15 protein-coding genes are annotated in these 15,284 nt (G+C 68.1%); 4 read left to right on the top strand and 11 right to left on the bottom strand.

Annotated features, from left to right (window positions below; translation table 11 throughout):
• Positions 1-21: 21 nt before the first annotated feature.
• The gene (smc, locus tag AVJ23_RS17510) at positions 22-3,477 is read right to left on the bottom strand and encodes a chromosome segregation protein SMC (RefSeq protein WP_058863513.1); all 3,456 of its coding nucleotides are present in this window, start codon (positions 3,475-3,477) and stop codon (positions 22-24) included.
• A gap of 129 nt (positions 3,478-3,606) precedes the next feature.
• A complete protein-coding gene (locus tag AVJ23_RS17515; RefSeq protein WP_058863514.1) occupies positions 3,607-4,005 on the bottom strand; it encodes a hypothetical protein in 399 nt (132 codons plus the stop codon).
• Between the two features lie 127 nt (positions 4,006-4,132).
• Between AVJ23_RS17515 and AVJ23_RS17520 the strand changes: the two genes are divergently transcribed.
• Positions 4,133-5,344 carry a TsoY family (seleno)protein gene (locus AVJ23_RS17520; protein WP_058863515.1) on the top strand — a complete coding sequence of 404 codons (1,212 nt, stop codon included), beginning with the start codon at positions 4,133-4,135 and terminating at the stop codon, positions 5,342-5,344.
• Between the two features lie 129 nt (positions 5,345-5,473).
• Here AVJ23_RS17520 and AVJ23_RS17525 read toward each other — a convergent pair whose 3' ends face one another.
• The 6 genes from AVJ23_RS17525 to AVJ23_RS17550 all read right to left on the bottom strand — a co-directional run bounded on the left by AVJ23_RS17525 (position 5,474) and on the right by AVJ23_RS17550 (position 9,076).
• Positions 5,474-6,283 (bottom strand): division plane positioning ATPase MipZ, encoded by an 810-nt coding sequence (locus tag AVJ23_RS17525; protein ID WP_058863516.1) that lies wholly within the window; start codon positions 6,281-6,283, stop codon positions 5,474-5,476.
• 187 nt (positions 6,284-6,470) lie between these two features.
• On the bottom strand, positions 6,471-7,034 hold the full coding sequence (locus AVJ23_RS17530; protein WP_058863517.1) for a F0F1 ATP synthase subunit B: 564 nt from the start codon (positions 7,032-7,034) through the stop codon (positions 6,471-6,473).
• Positions 7,035-7,038: 4 nt separating this feature from the next.
• Positions 7,039-7,590, bottom strand: coding sequence for a F0F1 ATP synthase subunit B' (locus AVJ23_RS17535; RefSeq protein WP_058863518.1), 552 nt, complete (start codon positions 7,588-7,590; stop codon positions 7,039-7,041).
• 83 nt (positions 7,591-7,673) lie between these two features.
• The gene (locus tag AVJ23_RS17540; protein ID WP_005981269.1) at positions 7,674-7,898 is read right to left on the bottom strand and encodes a F0F1 ATP synthase subunit C; all 225 of its coding nucleotides are present in this window, start codon (positions 7,896-7,898) and stop codon (positions 7,674-7,676) included.
• Positions 7,899-7,974: 76 nt separating this feature from the next.
• On the bottom strand, positions 7,975-8,739 hold the full coding sequence (locus AVJ23_RS17545; protein WP_058863519.1) for a F0F1 ATP synthase subunit A: 765 nt from the start codon (positions 8,737-8,739) through the stop codon (positions 7,975-7,977).
• Complete coding sequence (locus AVJ23_RS17550; protein WP_058863520.1) at positions 8,729-9,076, bottom strand: AtpZ/AtpI family protein; 348 nt, start codon at positions 9,074-9,076, stop codon at positions 8,729-8,731. The genes AVJ23_RS17545 and AVJ23_RS17550 overlap by 11 nt, the downstream gene beginning before the upstream one ends.
• Positions 9,077-9,327: 251 nt before the next feature.
• Between AVJ23_RS17550 and AVJ23_RS17555 the strand changes: the two genes are divergently transcribed.
• Positions 9,328-9,666: an ArsR/SmtB family transcription factor gene (locus tag AVJ23_RS17555; RefSeq protein WP_058863521.1), complete on the top strand. Its 339-nt coding sequence runs from the start codon at positions 9,328-9,330 to the stop codon at positions 9,664-9,666.
• Here AVJ23_RS17555 and AVJ23_RS17560 read toward each other — a convergent pair.
• Together AVJ23_RS17560 and AVJ23_RS17565 are read right to left on the bottom strand one after the other, a co-directional pair.
• Positions 9,602-10,558 (bottom strand): DMT family transporter, encoded by a 957-nt coding sequence (locus AVJ23_RS17560; RefSeq protein ID WP_367576935.1) that lies wholly within the window; start codon positions 10,556-10,558, stop codon positions 9,602-9,604. The two genes, AVJ23_RS17555 and AVJ23_RS17560, sit on opposite strands and share 65 nt — an antisense overlap.
• Positions 10,558-11,436 (bottom strand): LysR family transcriptional regulator, encoded by an 879-nt coding sequence (locus AVJ23_RS17565; RefSeq protein ID WP_058863522.1) that lies wholly within the window; start codon positions 11,434-11,436, stop codon positions 10,558-10,560. The genes AVJ23_RS17560 and AVJ23_RS17565 overlap by 1 nt, the downstream gene beginning before the upstream one ends.
• Positions 11,437-11,586: 150 nt before the next feature.
• Between AVJ23_RS17565 and AVJ23_RS17570 the strand changes: the two genes are divergently transcribed.
• Entirely contained in the window at positions 11,587-12,168 is a 582-nt protein-coding gene (locus AVJ23_RS17570) for an FMN-dependent NADH-azoreductase (RefSeq protein ID WP_058863523.1), read from the top strand.
• A 71-nt stretch (positions 12,169-12,239) separates the two neighbouring features.
• On the opposite strand, the gene AVJ23_RS17575 is transcribed toward AVJ23_RS17570, so the two are convergent.
• A complete protein-coding gene (locus tag AVJ23_RS17575; protein WP_058863524.1) occupies positions 12,240-13,427 on the bottom strand; it encodes a hypothetical protein in 1,188 nt (395 codons plus the stop codon).
• A 337-nt stretch (positions 13,428-13,764) separates the two neighbouring features.
• Here AVJ23_RS17575 and ffh point away from each other — a divergent pair, with 337 nt between their 5' ends.
• Positions 13,765-15,267, top strand: coding sequence for a signal recognition particle protein (gene ffh / locus AVJ23_RS17580; protein WP_058863525.1), 1,503 nt, complete (start codon positions 13,765-13,767; stop codon positions 15,265-15,267).
• The last annotated feature ends 17 nt before the right edge of the window (positions 15,268-15,284 follow it).

Raw genomic sequence — 15,284 nt, forward strand, 5'->3', positions numbered from 1 at the left:
CGCGACGCGGGCGCCATGGGCTCAGGCGACCATCTTCTCGGCCCGCTTGAGATCGACCGAGACCAGCTGGCTGACGCCCTGTTCCTGCATCGTCACCCCGAACAGCCGGTCCATGCGCGCCATGGTCACGGCATGGTGGGTGATGATCAGGAAGCGCGTGTCGGTCCGCCGGCACATCTCGTCCAGCATGTCGCAGAAGCGCGTGACATTGGCATCGTCCAGCGGGGCGTCCACCTCGTCGAGCACGCAGATCGGCGAGGGGTTGGCCAGAAAGACCGCGAAGATCAGCGCCAGCGCGGTCAGCGTCTGCTCGCCCCCCGAGAGCAGCGACAGGGTCGACAGCTTCTTGCCCGGCGGCTGGCACATGATCTCGAGCCCGGCCTCCAGCGGGTCGTCGCTCTCGACCATCACGAGGTTCGCCTCGCCGCCGCCGAAGAGATGGGTGAAGAGCATCGAGAAATTGCTGTTTACCTGCTCGAAGGCGGTCAGCAGCCGTTCGCGCCCCTCGCGGTTCAGGCTGGCGATGCCGCCGCGCAGCGTGCGCACCGCGTCCTCGAGATCGGATTTCTCCGAGACCAGCTCGTCATGCTCTTCCTGCACGGCGCGGGCGTCTTCCTCGGCGCGCAGGTTCACCGCGCCCAAGGCGTCGCGCTGGCGCTTGAGCCGGCCGACCTCGGCCTCGACCGCATCGGCCGCGGGCATCTGGTCGGGATCGGTATCGAGCCGGTCCAACAGGGCCTGCGGCGTGGTCTCGAGCTCTTCGGCAATGCGGTCGGCGGCGGCCTGCACCGTTTCGCGCGCCGCCTCGGTGCGGGCCTCGCTGCGGGCGCGGGCCTCGCGCGCCTCGCCGGCGCGGCGCTCGGTCTCGCGCTCGGTCGTCACGGCCTCGCGCAGGGTCGCCTCGGCCTGCGCCAGCGCATCGGCGGCGGCCGACTTGCGCTCTTCGGCCTCTTCGATGCTCTCTGAGAGCTCGGCCCGGCGCTCGGCCAGCTCCTCGGGCACCGCGACGGCGTCCTGCAGCTCGTCCTCGGTGGCGGCGCGGCGCTCGGCCAGCTCGCTCGCGCGCTGCTCGGCCGTCTCAAGCCGGTGACGCCAGCCCGAGAGGTCCTTGGCGACGCGCTGCGCCCTGGAGGTTCGGGCCTCGCCCTCGCGGCGCAGCTCCTCATAGGCGGAACGCCGCGCCATCATTGTCATGCGTGCGGCCTCGACCGTCATCTTGATGTCCTCGGCCTTGGCGCGCGCCGCGTCGAGATCGTCCAGCGCGGCCATCGCGCGCTCGGCCTCGAGCAGCTGGCCGCGGGCAGTGCCGGCCTCGTCCTCGTGGCGCTTCACGGCCATGCGCGCGGTCTCGAGCTTGCCCTCGGCCATGTCGCGCTCGGTCTCGGCGCGCGATTCGGCGCGGCTGGCCTGGGTCAGGGCCTGGTCGGCCTCGCGCCGCGCCTCGCGGGCCTGCTTGTCGGCCTGCGTCAGCTCGGCCAGCCGGGCGACCAACGCCTCGTGCGCGGCGGACATCCCGTCGAGCCGCGCCGAGGCTTCCGCCATTTCCTGCTTGAGCCCTTCCAGCCGGTTGAGCTGTTCCAGCCGCAGCGCGGCGGCACTTGGCTGGTCCTCGGCCCAGGCGCGGTAGCCGTCCCAGCGCCACAGGTCACCTTCGGGGCTGACCAGCCGCTGGCCGGGCCGCAAGAGCGGCTGCAGGCGCTGGCCGTCCTCGGCCTCGACCAACCCGATCTGCGACATCCGCCGCGCCAGCACGTCGGGCACCGAGACATGATGCGTCAGCGCGGTCACGCCCTCGGGCAAAGGCTGATCGACGTCATAGGCCGGCAGCACGGCCCAGCCGGTGGGCCCGTCCGCGGCCACCTCGGGCGCACGCAGGTCATCGGCCAGCGCCGCCCCCAGCGCCTTTTCGAAGCCCTGCTCGACCTGCAGCCGGTCGAGAATCTGCCCGCCCTCGGCAGTGTCGCGCTCCAGCAGCCGGGCCAGCGCGGTGACCTCGGCGCGCAGCGCGTTCATCTCGCCCTCGGCCTCGGAGCGTTCGCCACGGGCCTCTGCCTCGCGCGACTGGGTCTCGTGCCGGGCCTCCTCGGCATCGGCCAGCACGGCCTCGGCCCGTTCGACCATCTCCTGCGCGGCCTCGCGGCGCTCCTGCGCCTCCTCGGCGGCGGCATGGCCGGCGCGCAGGGACTCTTCGGCGCTGGCCACGGTGTCGCGGGCGCGGGTGGCCTCGGCCTCGTGGCGCGCGGCGGATTTGCGGGATTCGTCGAGAAAGCGCTGCGCGGACTGGTGGCGCGCGGCCAGCCGGGCCACGTCCTCGGTCTGCTGGGCCAGATCGGCCTCGCGGTCCTGCAGCACGCTGGCCGCCTCGGTCGCGGCATCCTTGGCCTCGGCCAGCCGGTCGTCATGGCCCTCGGCGGCCTTCTCCAGCTCGCGCGCCTCCCATTCCAGACGCTCGATCGTCTCGCCCGCGTCGCGGTTGAGCCCGGTCTCGCGCTCCATGTCCTGGCTGAGCTGGACGATGCGCTTGCGCAGCGTGGCGATGGTTTCGGCGGCGCGCTTCTCCTGGTCGGTGAGCGCGTCACGCTCGACTTGCAGCCGCTGCAGCACGGCCGCGGCGATGGCGTCTTCCTCGCGCAGGGGCGGCAGCGCCTCCTCGGCACCGCCCCGGGCGGCGGCGGCGGCGCGCGGCGCGATCTCGGCCCGGGCGGCGGCGGTGAGCGCGGCGCGCAACTCCTCCTCGGCGCGGGCGCGGGTGTCATCGGCCTCGCGCCAGCGGCGATAGAGCAGCATCCCCTCGGCCTGGCGCAGGTTCTCGCCGATGGCACGGTAGCGCGCGGCCTGCTTGGCCTGCCGGGCCAGCTGCGCCAGCTGCGCGGCCAGCTGCTCGATCACGTCATCGACGCGCAGCAGGTTGGCCTCGGTGTTCTTCAGCTTCAGCTCGGCCTCGTGGCGGCGCTGGTAGAGCCCGCCGATCCCGGCAGCATCCTCCAGCACCTTGCGGCGGTTCTTCGGCTTGGCGTTGATCAGCTCCGAGATCTGGCCCTGCCGGACAAGCGCGGGGGAATGCGCGCCGGTGGCGGCATCGGCGAACAGCATCTGGACGTCGCGGGCACGGGTGTCCTTGGCATTGACCTTGTAGGCCGAGCCCACATCGCGGGTGATCCGCCGCACGATGTCCAGCTGGTCGCTGTCGTTGAACCCCGCCGGCGCCAGGCGGTCGCCATTGTCGATGGTCAGACTGACCTCGGCATAGTTGCGGGCCGGGCGGGTCGCGGCGCCGGCAAAGATCACGTCCTCCATCCCGCCGCCGCGCATCGCCTTGGCGCGCGTCTCGCCCATGACCCAGCGCAGCGCTTCCAGCAGGTTGGACTTGCCACAGCCATTCGGGCCGACCACGCCGGTCAGCCCGTCCGAGATCACCAGATCGGTCGGGTCCACGAAGCTCTTGAAGCCCGTGAGTCTGAGCTTGGTAAAACGCACCTGTCCTGCCTTTTTCGGCCTGACCCGCAGAGTGGCTTTGGTGCGGGGGCAGTGTCAACGGCGCTCGGGGCGCATTTGGCAAAGGTGTGCCAGTTCTCCACAAGATATTGCGGGCGCGCATAGACCTGCCTAGCGCTTGGAACAGGTCAGCGCGCCGCGGGCCAGGTCGCCGCGCGCCTGCAGATCCTCCAGATCGCAATAGAGCGTGCGTTTGCGGCGCGGCATCTTCGGGGCCCGCGCACCGTTGCAGGACAGGCCGATCCACATCATCGCCGGGTCCCCCTCGACCCAGGCGGCGCGGCAGGCGGTTTCCGCCTGCGCGGCCAGAGCGGCCTTGCGCGCGATGTCGGGAAAGCGGGGCATCCATTCGGGGTTGGTGCGGATCGCCTCGGCAATGCCGCCGCGGAAGCGGAGGGTGAAGCGGCTGCCCTCGACCTCGCGGATGACGGGATCGGCGCCTTGAAACCCCGGCCCCGCCGCCGAACAGGCGGCGAGGCCGAGGACCAGGACCTGCGGAGAGAAACGCATGTCCACACCCTGCGACACAATGGTTGCGAAAGGCTTAACGCAGGGTAGGTCGCGCGGCCCTCCTTTACATTCATTTTTCCGCATGCATATTACATTCCAGTTTTGGAATTCTTTTCGGGAGAGTCGCATGGCACAGACCCAACACAGACCCGCGGATACCTATTCGCCGCTCTACTTCCTTGCCTCGCTGGGGGCCGGCGGCATTGCCGTGACCTTCTTCATGTTCCTGATGTTCTGGGTGCCGCATCCCGGCCGCCCGGTGCCGATCTTCGAGGATATCTCGGCCGCCTTTCTGACCGGCGGGCCCGCGATGCAGGCCGCGATCGGAGTGGCGGTGCTGGGCATCGCCTATTTCGCCACGCTCAACATCCGCGCGCTGATCTGGAACCTTTCGGCCTTCGCGGCCTTCCGCAAGTCCGAAGCCTATGCCGAGTTGCGCCGGTCCAACGCGGAATCCACCCTGCTGGCCATGCCGCTGGCCATGGCGATGAGCGTCAACGCGCTGTTCATCGTGGGGCTGGTCTTTGTCCCGCAGCTCTGGAGCATCGTGGAATACCTGTTCCGGCTGGCCATGGTGGCCTTCGGCCTGATCGCCGTACTGGCTTTCCGCCAGATCGGGGCCTTCCTGGGCCGCGTGCTGTCCAAGGGGGGCGTGTTCGACGTGACCGCGCACAATTCCTTTGCGCAGCTGACCCCGGCCTTTGCCGTGTCGATGATCGCGGTGGGCTTTGCCGCGCCGGCCGCGATGGCGACCAACCTGACCACCGTGGCCGCCAGTCTCGTCCTCTCGACAATCCTCGGCACCGTGGCCATCCTCTACACGGGTTTCGCCGCCGTGACCGCACTGGGATCGATGCTGCAGCATGGCACGGCGCGCGAGGCCGGGCCGACGCTGATGATCATCGTGCCGATCGTGACCGTGCTGGGCATCATGTTCCTTCGCCAGGATCACGGGCTGCACACGACCTTTGCCGCGCATGGCAATGATGGCGAGACGCTGGTCTTCCTCAGCCGTCTCGTGGCGATCCAGCTGGCCTTCCTTGGCCTCGGGGCCGTGGTGCTGCGCGCGCAGGGCTATTTCGCGGATTTCGTCCTGGGCCCCAAGACCTCGCCGGGCTCCTACGCGCTGGTCTGCCCCTTCGTGGCCTTCGCCGTGATGCTGCATTTCTTCACCAACAAGGGGTTGGTCGCGGCCGAGGTCGTGGAGAAGTTCGGTATCGGGTACTGGGCTGTCACCGGCGTCGCCATCGCCTTCCAGCTCGTGGCCATCGCGCTGGTCCTGCGCCTGAACCGGCAGCATTTCACGGCGCGTACGCCCGTGGTCGTGCCGGCGGAGTGAGGCGCAACACAGCCTGTCATCGTGAAAGGGCCGGGTCTTCGGATCCGGCCCTGTCGCGTCTGGTGGGCCTCATCGGGGGCCAGCCCCCGAACCCCCGGAGTATTTCAGGAAAGATGAATGACCCCGGTCTCAGAACTTGATCTCGACATCCGGCAGCTTGAGCGCCTTGAACAGGTCGCGCAGCTCCTGCCGTGCGGCCACGTTGGAGATGTTGAGCTGTTTCACGCCCATGTCGCGCAGGTCGAGCAGGGTCAGACCGCGGGGGAAAAGCTCGCGGAAGACAACCCGTTCGGAGAAGCCGGGGGCGACTCGGAACCCGATGCGCTTTGCCAGCCGCTCGATCGCCTTTTCCATTTTCATCTTGTTGACCATCTGCTGCGCGCCAAGCCGGTTGCGCAGCACGATCCAGTCGATGGGCGGCAGGCCGGCCTGCGCGCGGAGCTGGCGGGCGGACCAGACCATCTCGGAATAGACCGAGGGGCCGAGGATCTTCTCGCCGTCATTGTCGATCCGCGCCAAGAGGTCAAAATCGACGAAACTGTCATTGAGCGGCGTGACCAGCGTGTCGGCCAGCGAATGCGCTACCTGGGCGAGCCGCGTATGCGAGCCCGGGCAGTCGATCACTATGAAATCGGCGCTGGTCTCGAGCTCGGCCACGGCCTGGCTGAGCCGGTGGTCATAGGCGTTCTCGCCGGGGGCCAGCGTGTCGGCCTCGATCTCGGGCAGGTCCTGGTAGAGCGGCGAGGGCAGGTCGATCCCGGTCTTGTCGAGATACTTGCGGCGGTTCTCGATATAGCGGCCGAGGCTTTTCTGGCGCAGGTCGAGATCCAGCGTGCCGGTGCGATGGCCCATGCGCGAGAGCGCGGTGGCCACATGCATGGAGACGGTGGACTTGCCCGCCCCGCCCTTCTCGTTCCCGACGACGATGATATGTGCCACGGTTCTGCCCCTCGGTCGCCCCACATCTGTGTGGTGGGTTGGTCATCGCAGACAGTATCTTGTGGCGCTGCGCAGGGAAAGAGGCTGAAGCCTCCGCGTCCCCAATCGTGGCAGCGATGCCGCAGGCCGGACGGCAGAAGGCCCGGCACATGGCCGGGCCCCTGTCATCCTGAACTGCGATGCCGGCTCAGTGCAGCCGGGCACCGACCTCGGAGATCGCGTTGTCGATCATGCGGCCCTTGTCTTCGGGGCCCATCTGGTCGGCCACGACGTCGCGGGCGGCGGCAATGGCCACGGCCGCGGCCTTGTCCTTGACCTCGCGCACCGCGGCGGCCTCGGCCGAGGCGATCTGCGATTCAGCGGCTTGCAGGCGACGCTGGATCGAGGATTTCATGTCTTCCTTGGCCTGCTCGGCGGCCAGTTCGGCCTCTTGCCGGGCATGCGAGATGATGCGGTCCGCCTGGTCCTGCACCTCGCGCTGCTTGCGCTCGTAGCTGGCCAGCAGGCTCTGGGCCTCCTCGCGCAGCTTGCGCGCCTCGTCCAGCTCATCGCGGATGCCCTCGGCGCGCTTGTCCAGCATGCCCGCCAGAAGCGAGGGCACGTTGAAATAGATCAGCACGGCGATGAAGAGCAGGAAGCCCAGCAGCACCACGAAATCGGTATTGGCCAGCGAGAAGAACGGGCCGGAGGCGGCCAGTGCCGGGCTGGCGGTCAGGGTGGCGGCAAGGGCCGCGAGTGACAGCGTGCGCATGGCCTTACCCTTTCATCCGGTTGTCGACGGCCGCGGCGATGCGCGCCTCGTCGGGCTGAGCGCCCAGGGCCTGCACGATGGCGGCGGCGGTGTCCTTGGCCACGACCTCCACGTGCTCCAGCGCCGAGGCGCGGATCTCGGAAATCGCCTGCTCGGATTCCGCCGTCTTGGCGGCGATCTCGGCGTCGGCCTTGGCCATTGCGTCGTCGAGCTCGGCCTTGATGTCGTCGCGTGCCTTCTGGGCGATGGTCTGGGCCTCGGCCCGGGCATCGGCCAGCGATTTCTGGTAAGCGGCCTCGGCCTCTTCGGCCTTGCGCTTCAGCTCTTCGGCGGCGGCGATGTCATTCGTGATCGTGCCCTGCCGTTCCGCCAGAACCGAGGCGATCCGCGGCAGCGCGATGCGCGAGAGCACGAAGTAGATCACCACGAGGGTGATGATGAGCCAGAAGACCTGGTTGCCGATCCAGTCACCGCAGAGCTGCGGCATGCCCACGGCAGAGCCGCCGGCATCGACGCAGGCGCTGACGGTTTCGGCGGCGGTCGTTTCGGTCGCCATGGTGTCCTCCGTCGGAACGATGTCGTTACATCGGGCGGTGCGTCATGCGCACCGCCCGCGCGTAAGGATCGGGTCGTCCGAACTTAGACGGCGAACATCAGCAGCAGCGAGACGAGGAAGGCGAAGATGCCCAGCGCTTCCGCGAATGCGATGCCGATGAAGAGGGTTGCGGTCTGCGAGGCCGCGGCCGAGGGGTTGCGCAGGGCGCCGGCCAGGAAGTTGCCGGCCACGTTGCCCACACCGATTGCGGCTGCGCCGGAACCGATTGCTGCCAGGCCTGCGCCGATATGTGCGAGATCGCCTTCCATTGTGATGTCTCCTTACGATTGGAAGTTGATTTTTCGGGTTGGTCGGTGGGTTTGGTGGGTCGGAAACCCACCGCCCTCAATGGTGCGGATGCAGCGCGTCCTTGAGATAGACGCAGGTCAGGATCGTGAACACGTAGGCCTGGATGAAGGCCACGAGGATCTCGAGCCCGTACATCGCGGTGATCGCGAGCACGGAGATGGGCGACACGGCCGCGATGGCGGCGAATCCGGCGAAGACCTTGATCACCGCGTGGCCTGCCATCAGGTTGCCGGCAAGACGGATGGAGTGGCTGACCGGCCGGACGAAGTAGGAAATCACCTCGATCACCGCCAGGATGGGGCGCAGCGCGAGCGGCGCGCTCGACACCCAGAAGAGCTCGAGGAAGGCCGCGCCGTTCTTGACGAAGCCCAGAACGGTCACGGTGATGAAGACCGCCAGCGCCAGCACCACGGTCACCGCGAAATGCGAGGTGGTGGTGAAGCTCATCGGGATCAGGCCGAGGAAGTTGGCGAAGACGATGAACATGAACAGCGTCATGATGTAGGGGAAGTACTTCAGCCCGTCCTTGCCGGTCACATCCTCGACCATCTTGTGCACGAAGCCGTAGGCCAGTTCGGCCACCGACTGGCTGCGCGAGGGCACGATGGCGCGGCGCGAGGTGCCCAGCACCATCAGGCCGATGATCGCGAGGATCGAGATGAACAGCCAGAGCGTCACGTTGGTGATCGTGAACATGCCCACCGCGCCGTCCCCGAAGAGCGGCTTGACGATGAACTGGTCCATCGGGTGAAAGACCAGCCCGCCATCGCCATGATCTGCGCCTTGCGTCTCAGTCGCCATCTTTGTTCCCCTCGTGTCCGCCCGCGTCCGGCGGCGTTTGCGTCTTTCCCTGCAGCTCCTTGGCGGTGCGCAACATCACGTTGATGCCCGCCGCGGTGCCCAGCAATGTGAACAGCACCATGAGGAACGGCGCCGTGCCCAGCAGCACGTCCAGCCCGTACCCGATGCCGAAGCCGACCCCGAGGCCGGCGACCATTTCCGTGACCATCCGCCAGGCCACCTGGGCCTGGGAATAGTGCTCCTCCTGGTGGGCCTTGTCGGTCCGCTTGGCGGCTTTAAGCGCCGTCAGCTTCGCGTCCAGGTCTTGCAGCTGCCGCTTCGGATCGGGGTCGCTCACGCAACAGGCTCCTTCGGAGGTCGAGCCATGTGCTATGCGCAAGGCGCAGCCGAGTCAACAACGGCTTTGGATGGCGATGGAGGTCCGCAAGTCACTGACTTGAATTAATAAAATATCGACGCGCAAAAGGCCGACCATTCTGCCGCAGGCCGACACCCCCTGCCCTGCCGCCTTGCGGCATATTCAACCCCGTGGTTGATCTTGCGCGGCACGCCCTTGACGCATGGCCGGGCAGCCCCCACTGGAAGGGCATGAGCGACCGTCTCGACACCGTCTTTGCCGCCCTGGCCGATCCCACGCGGCGCCGCATCCTGTCGATGCTGCTGGAGGATGACATGGCGGTCAGCGACGTGGCCGAGCCCTTCGAGATGTCGCTAGCCGCGATCTCCAAGCATCTCGCGATCCTGACCCGCGCCGGGCTGATCAGCCAGGATCGGCACGGGCGGGTCAAGTGGTGCAAGCTGGAGCCCGACGCGCTGCGCGAGGCCTCGGTCTGGATGCAGGGGTTCGGCCAGTTCGAACCGGTCAATCTCGACGCGTTCGAGCGTTTCCTGGCCCAGGAACTGCCCGAGGGGCCGGATCGCGGCTGACCGCGCCCTCCGGCGCGACCTCGTCCTTCAGCAGCAGCACCAGCGACAGCACGGTCAGGCCGATCCCCGGCAGCACGAGCCCCGGCGGCAGGTCATGGCCCAGCACCATCTCCCACAGGATGACCCAGCTGGGCACAAGGTAGGTATAGGCCATCACCTTGGCCGCCGGCAGGCGCAGCGTCGCGTAGCGTACCAGCAAGAAGCTGAACGCCGTCGCCGGCAGCGCCAGGTAGACCGCCACACCCCAGACCAGCGGGGGCAATGCTGCCCAATCGGTGGCCATGATCGCCGGGACCGACCAGATCCCGGTGATCAGCGCGCCCGCGCTCAGCACCATGGCACTGAAGGGCACGGCCGGCTCGCCCTGGTTCAGGCGGCGCAAAAGCGGCGCGTACAGCCCGTGCCCCACGCAGCCGAGGAAGAAGATCGCCTCGCCCCGCCCCACCCGGAACGCCAGAAAGGCCTGCCAGTCGGCGCGGAAGATCACCCAGAGCGCACCGGCCAGCCCGATCGAGATCGCCAGCGCCATGCGCCCCGTCGTGACCTGCCGCATCAGCAGCCAGCCGAACAGCGCCGCCAGCGCCGGGTTCGAGGTGAAAACCGCCGACATGTTGACCGGGTCGGCCGTCTTCAGCCCCTCGAACATCAGGATGAAATAGACGGCATAGAGCCCCGCCAGCAGCGCGTAGCGCCACGGCGCGGCCAGGACCCGGCGCGGCACCGGGCGGACCGCGGCCAGCGCCCAGAGCACCGCCGCCGCCATGACGAAGCGCAGCGCGGTCAGCGCACCGGGATCGATCAGCGGCGCGACCAGCCCGCCCAGCGAATAGGACCAGGCGACCACCGCCGAAAAGGTCAGCATGGCCAGGTGCCCGCGCTGCGCCTCGGACATCATGCCGAGGCGTCGTCCGCGTAGGCCTTGAGATGCTTCAGGAAGGCCTGCACCTTGGCCGTCCGGTGCAGGTCCACATGGGTCACCAGCCAGAGCGGCGAGCGCCAGCTGTCCAGCGGCTCCAGTACGGGGACCAGATCGGGATGGGTCTCGGCCTCGGCCACGGGCAGGAAACCGATCCCCGCCCCCGCCAGAACGGCCTGCTGCATGACCTGCGTGTCGGTGCTGCGGAACACCACCCGGTCAAAGGGCACCTGCGCGTTCAGCCAGCGATAGAAGGGCGCGCGGCTTTCGGGATCGTCATGCGCGACGAACTGGTGCTCGGTCAGCGCCTCCCAATCCTCGGGCAGACCCATGCGCTCGACATAAGCCGAGCTGGCGAACATGCCGATCTGCTGGCGCGAGAAGGGCTGCACCACGTTGTCGGGCTCTTCCGGCGCCGCCCCGGCCCGCAGCGCGACATGCGCCTCGCCATATTCCAGCCGGAACAGCCGGTCCCCGGTCAGGTAGCGCACGATCACGTCGGGGTATTGCGCGCGAAAGGCCGTCAGCGCCGGCACCATGAACCGCGCGAAGGCCATCAGCGAGGTCACCACCAGCTCGCCCGAGACATCGCTGCCCCGGCCACGGATGCGGCTCTCCAGCTGCTGGAACTGGTCATCGGTGGTCTGCGCCACGCGCAGCAGGTCCTGCCCCGCCTCGGTAGAGGTATAGCCACGCGCATGGCGCTGGAACAGCTTGACGCCCAGCTTGCCCTCCAGCGCGTCGATATGGCGGATCACGGTGGCATGGTGCACGCCCAGCGCCTCGGCCGCCCCGCTCACCGTGCCCAGCCGGGCCACCTGGTAGGCCGTGCGGATCTCGTCCCAGTTTTCCATCTGAACCCTTGTGCGATTTTCCACATCACCCGCGCATTTGGCAGAGTTGCGTTCGATTATGCAAGGGCCAATCTAGGGGCTGTCACAGGCCACACTGCCCGGCCGGCGCAAGACCCCGCCACCGGGCCCCATGTCACGAAAGGACCCATCATGACCCGCACCCTGCTGCGCATCGACGCCTCTGCCCGCACCGAGGGCTCCACCACCCGCCAGATCGCCGATCGCGTGGCCGAGCGTCTCGCGCCCGAGACCGTGGTCACCCGCGACCTGTCGCAGGGGCTGCCGATGATCGATTCCGACTGGATCGCCGCCAATTTCACCGAGGCCGCGGACCGCACCGAGGCGCAGCGCGCCAAGCTCGCGCTGTCCGACGAGCTGATCGCCGAGCTTCAGGCCGCCGACACGATCCTGATCGCCGTGCCGATCTACAATTTCGGCGTGCCCTCCGCGCTCAAGGCCTGGATCGACATGATCGCCCGCGCCCGCGTGACCTTCCGCTACACCGAAGCCGGCCCCGAAGGCCTGCTGACAGGCAAGCGCGCCATCCTCGCCGTGGCCTCGGGCGGGACCGAGGTGGACAGCGCCATCGACTTCGCCACGCCCTACCTGCGCCACGTGCTGGGCTTCGTCGGCATCACCGACGTGCAGGTCGTCCGCTCCGACCGGCAGATGGTCGATGCCGAGGCCTCCTTCGCCCGCGCCGCCACCGATATCGAGGAACTGGCCGCCTGAGGCGCCCCTTTTCATCTTTCCCGAAATACTCCCGCCGGAGGCGTCCCCACCGGCGGGCCCGATCCCTTCGCCTATTTCGTCTGGAAGGCGATGGGCCACATGAAATCGAGCGGCCTGTAGCCCTGTCCAAGGTACTGCACCACGCCCTTGGCATCGGGCTTGTTGTAGCCGGGATCCAGCGCCCCCGTCGGGACCGAGAAGGGGAAGAAGGCCCGCGTCTCGGGGTTGTAGGCCGCCGTCGCGTGGCAGGCATGGCAGCTCGACTGGAACGTGGTCCAGTAGGCCGGCTGCGCCGTGTTCGGCCCGCCCGCAAAATCCTCCATGTCGGTATGGCCCAGGATCACCGGCTCCGCACCAGTACCGCCCGCGGTGAAGCGGATCTGCGTGCCGTTGGGCGCATAGGCCTCCAGCCCCATCCCCGCGACACCGCCCGCCTCGAGGATCGCCGCGATCTCTGCCTGCGGCAGCGGCGCGCGCTGGGTAATCAGGCTGTCGCGCACATGGCGCGCCCCGGGATTGTCGGTGAACTCGAAGGTCGCCCAGAACCAGCTGGGCGCCTCGCTGTAGAAGATGTCGCCCGGCACCTCCAGCGACCGGATCTTCGCCATGATGTGCAGCCCCCGCCACCAATAGGTGCCGCCCTCGAACCGGTAGGTCAGCGCGCCCTCTGGCGCCGGGCTGCCCTCGGTCACCTGCAACCAGCTGGCCTTCAGCTCGATCGACCCGACCGGCATGTCGACCGCGTCATGGCTGTCGAAGAAATGCGCGATGCCGCGCCGCGTGGTCAGCCCGTTCTCGACCAGGTAGTCATAGCTGATCCGGTTGCGCACCACCTCCTCGTTGGCGCCATCGGGATCGGCCGTCGTGATTCGCCCGGCCTTCAGGTCCTTCTTCTCGACCGAGGGGCGCAGCGCCGCGCGCGGGCCCGCACCGAACTCGAAGGGCCGCGCCGTGTCGAACGTGTCGGGATCGGTGGGCCAGGCCATCCAGTTGGGCACCTGGCCGCTGCCCGAGAAGCCGCCAGCGGGATCGGAGATCGGAAAATTCACACGGGCAAACAGCATCCACGCGAAGCGCTGGCGATCCCGCAGGCTGTCGCCGAAGGCCATCTCGGCGCAGACCGACGCGAAAAGCGGCTCATGCATATAGGACCAGGCGCCTTCCCCCATGCAGGCCTCGCGCGCCTCCTCTGCCAGCGCCGGCGGGGCCGACAGCAGCAGCCCCGCTGCCACCAGCGGCCAATTCCCGATACTGCGCATGTCGCATCCCTCCTGCTGCCCGCATGCCGCTGCGTCAACACGAGGCTGACAGGCTTCGCACCGCTACTCAACCATTGATTGCCAAAGCCTCGACCAAAACGCCTAAAACTCTAACCACCGCCGCCCGCGATTGACAGCCGGGCCGCGATGCGCTACCGCCTCAGCATCTCCGGAAGACCGATGGCCTTCCGGTCCCTTGGGCATTGCCCGGGATCGCCCTCCGTCAGCGCGTTGCGCCCACGGGGGCGTTTCCGCTGTGCCCCTTGTGCAATTGAGTCGGACCGGCCGCCCCCTTACCTTCGGGGCAGATGACAGAGAAGAAGGAGGGACCCCCCTCATGTTCGAAAATCTCTCCGAACGCCTCGGCGGCGTGTTCGACCGGCTGACCAAGCAGGGCGCGCTCTCCGAAGAGGACGTGCGCACCGCCCTGCGCGAGGTCCGCGTCGCCCTGCTCGAGGCCGATGTCTCGCTGCCCGTGGCGCGGCAGTTCATCAAGGCGGTCAAGAAGAAGGCCACCGGCGCCGCGGTGACCAAGTCGGTCACCCCGGGCCAGCAGGTGGTCAAGATCGTCCATGACGAGCTGATCGCCGTGCTCGCCGGCGAGGATGGCGATCCCGGCAAGCTCAAGATCGACAACCCGCCCGCGCCGATCCTGATGGTCGGCCTGCAGGGCGGCGGCAAGACGACCACCACCGCCAAGCTGGCCAAGCGTCTCAGGGAACGTGACGGCAAGAAGGTCCTGATGGCCTCGCTTGACGTCAACCGCCCGGCGGCGATGGAGCAGCTGGCCATTCTCGGCCAGCAGATCGGCGTCGACACGCTGCCCATCGTCAAGGGAGAGGACCCGGTCGCCATCGCGAAACGCGCCAAGACGCAGGCGGGGCTCGGCGGCTACGACGTCTACATGCTGGACACGGCCGGGCGGCTCTCCATCGACGAAGAGCTGATGGCCCAGGTCGAGGCGGTGCGCGATGTCGCCAACCCGCGCGAGACGATCCTCGTGGTCGACGGCCTGACCGGCCAGGACGCGGTCCACACGGCCGAGAATTTCGACAACCGCATCGGCATCTCGGGCGTCGTGCTGACCCGGATGGATGGCGACGGGCGCGGCGGCGCCGCCCTGTCCATGCGCGCGATCACCGGCAAGCCGATCAAGTTCGTGGGCCTGGGCGAGAAGATGGACGCGCTCGAGACCTTCGAGCCCGACCGCGTCGCCGGCCGCATCCTCGGCATGGGCGACATCGTCGCGCTGGTGGAAAAGGCGCAGGCCACGCTCGAGGCCGAACAGGCCGAGCGCATGATGAAGCGCTTCCAGAAGGGTCAGTTCAACATGAACGACCTCAAGATGCAGCTCGAGCAGATGATGAAGATGGGCGGCATGGAGGGCATGATGCAGATGATGCCCGGCATGGGGAAGATGGCCAAGCAGGTCGGCGAGGCCGGCATCGATGACGGCATGCTGCGCCAGCAGATCGCGCTGATCCAGTCCATGACCAAGACCGAGCGCGCCAACCCGCAGATCCTGCAGGCCAGCCGCAAGAAGCGCATCGCCAGGGGCGCCGGGCTCGAGGTCTCGGACCTCAACAAGCTGCTCAAGATGCAGCGCCAGATGTCCGACATGATGAAGAAGATGGGCAAGATGGGCAAAGGCGGCATGATGAAACAGGCCATGCGCGGCATGTTCGGCAAGGGGGGCCTGCCGCCCGAGATGGCCGGCCAGATGGATCCCAAGGCGCTCGAGGCCGCAGCCAAGCAGATGGGCGGCAAGGGCGGCCTGCCGGGCATGGGCGGCGGCGCGGCCCTGCCGCCGGGCCTGTCGGGGTTCGGCAAGAAGAAATGACCCGCCCTTTCATCTTT

The sequence above is a fragment of the Pseudoponticoccus marisrubri genome, from assembly GCF_001482405.1.
GTDB classification, from domain to species: domain Bacteria; phylum Pseudomonadota; class Alphaproteobacteria; order Rhodobacterales; family Rhodobacteraceae; genus Pseudoponticoccus; species Pseudoponticoccus marisrubri.

What these genes read in the sequence shown, in the direction of transcription:
- AVJ23_RS17515 (WP_058863514.1), bottom strand. Translation starts at nt 4,005, where the DNA reads ATGCGTTTCTCTCCGCAGGTCCTGGTCCTCGGCCTCGCCGCCTGTTCG.
- AVJ23_RS17520 (WP_058863515.1), top strand. Translation starts at nt 4,133, where the DNA reads ATGGCACAGACCCAACACAGACCCGCGGATACCTATTCGCCGCTCTAC.
- AVJ23_RS17530 (WP_058863517.1), bottom strand. Translation starts at nt 7,034, where the DNA reads ATGCGCACGCTGTCACTCGCGGCCCTTGCCGCCACCCTGACCGCCAGC.
- AVJ23_RS17535 (WP_058863518.1), bottom strand. Translation starts at nt 7,590, where the DNA reads ATGGCGACCGAAACGACCGCCGCCGAAACCGTCAGCGCCTGCGTCGAT.
- AVJ23_RS17540 (WP_005981269.1), bottom strand. Translation starts at nt 7,898, where the DNA reads ATGGAAGGCGATCTCGCACATATCGGCGCAGGCCTGGCAGCAATCGGT.
- AVJ23_RS17545 (WP_058863519.1), bottom strand. Translation starts at nt 8,739, where the DNA reads ATGGCGACTGAGACGCAAGGCGCAGATCATGGCGATGGCGGGCTGGTC.
- AVJ23_RS17555 (WP_058863521.1), top strand. Translation starts at nt 9,328, where the DNA reads ATGAGCGACCGTCTCGACACCGTCTTTGCCGCCCTGGCCGATCCCACG.
- AVJ23_RS17560 (WP_367576935.1), bottom strand. Translation starts at nt 10,558, where the DNA reads ATGTCCGAGGCGCAGCGCGGGCACCTGGCCATGCTGACCTTTTCGGCG.
- AVJ23_RS17565 (WP_058863522.1), bottom strand. Translation starts at nt 11,436, where the DNA reads ATGGAAAACTGGGACGAGATCCGCACGGCCTACCAGGTGGCCCGGCTG.
- AVJ23_RS17570 (WP_058863523.1), top strand. Translation starts at nt 11,587, where the DNA reads ATGACCCGCACCCTGCTGCGCATCGACGCCTCTGCCCGCACCGAGGGC.
- AVJ23_RS17575 (WP_058863524.1), bottom strand. Translation starts at nt 13,427, where the DNA reads ATGCGCAGTATCGGGAATTGGCCGCTGGTGGCAGCGGGGCTGCTGCTG.
- ffh (WP_058863525.1), top strand. Translation starts at nt 13,765, where the DNA reads ATGTTCGAAAATCTCTCCGAACGCCTCGGCGGCGTGTTCGACCGGCTG.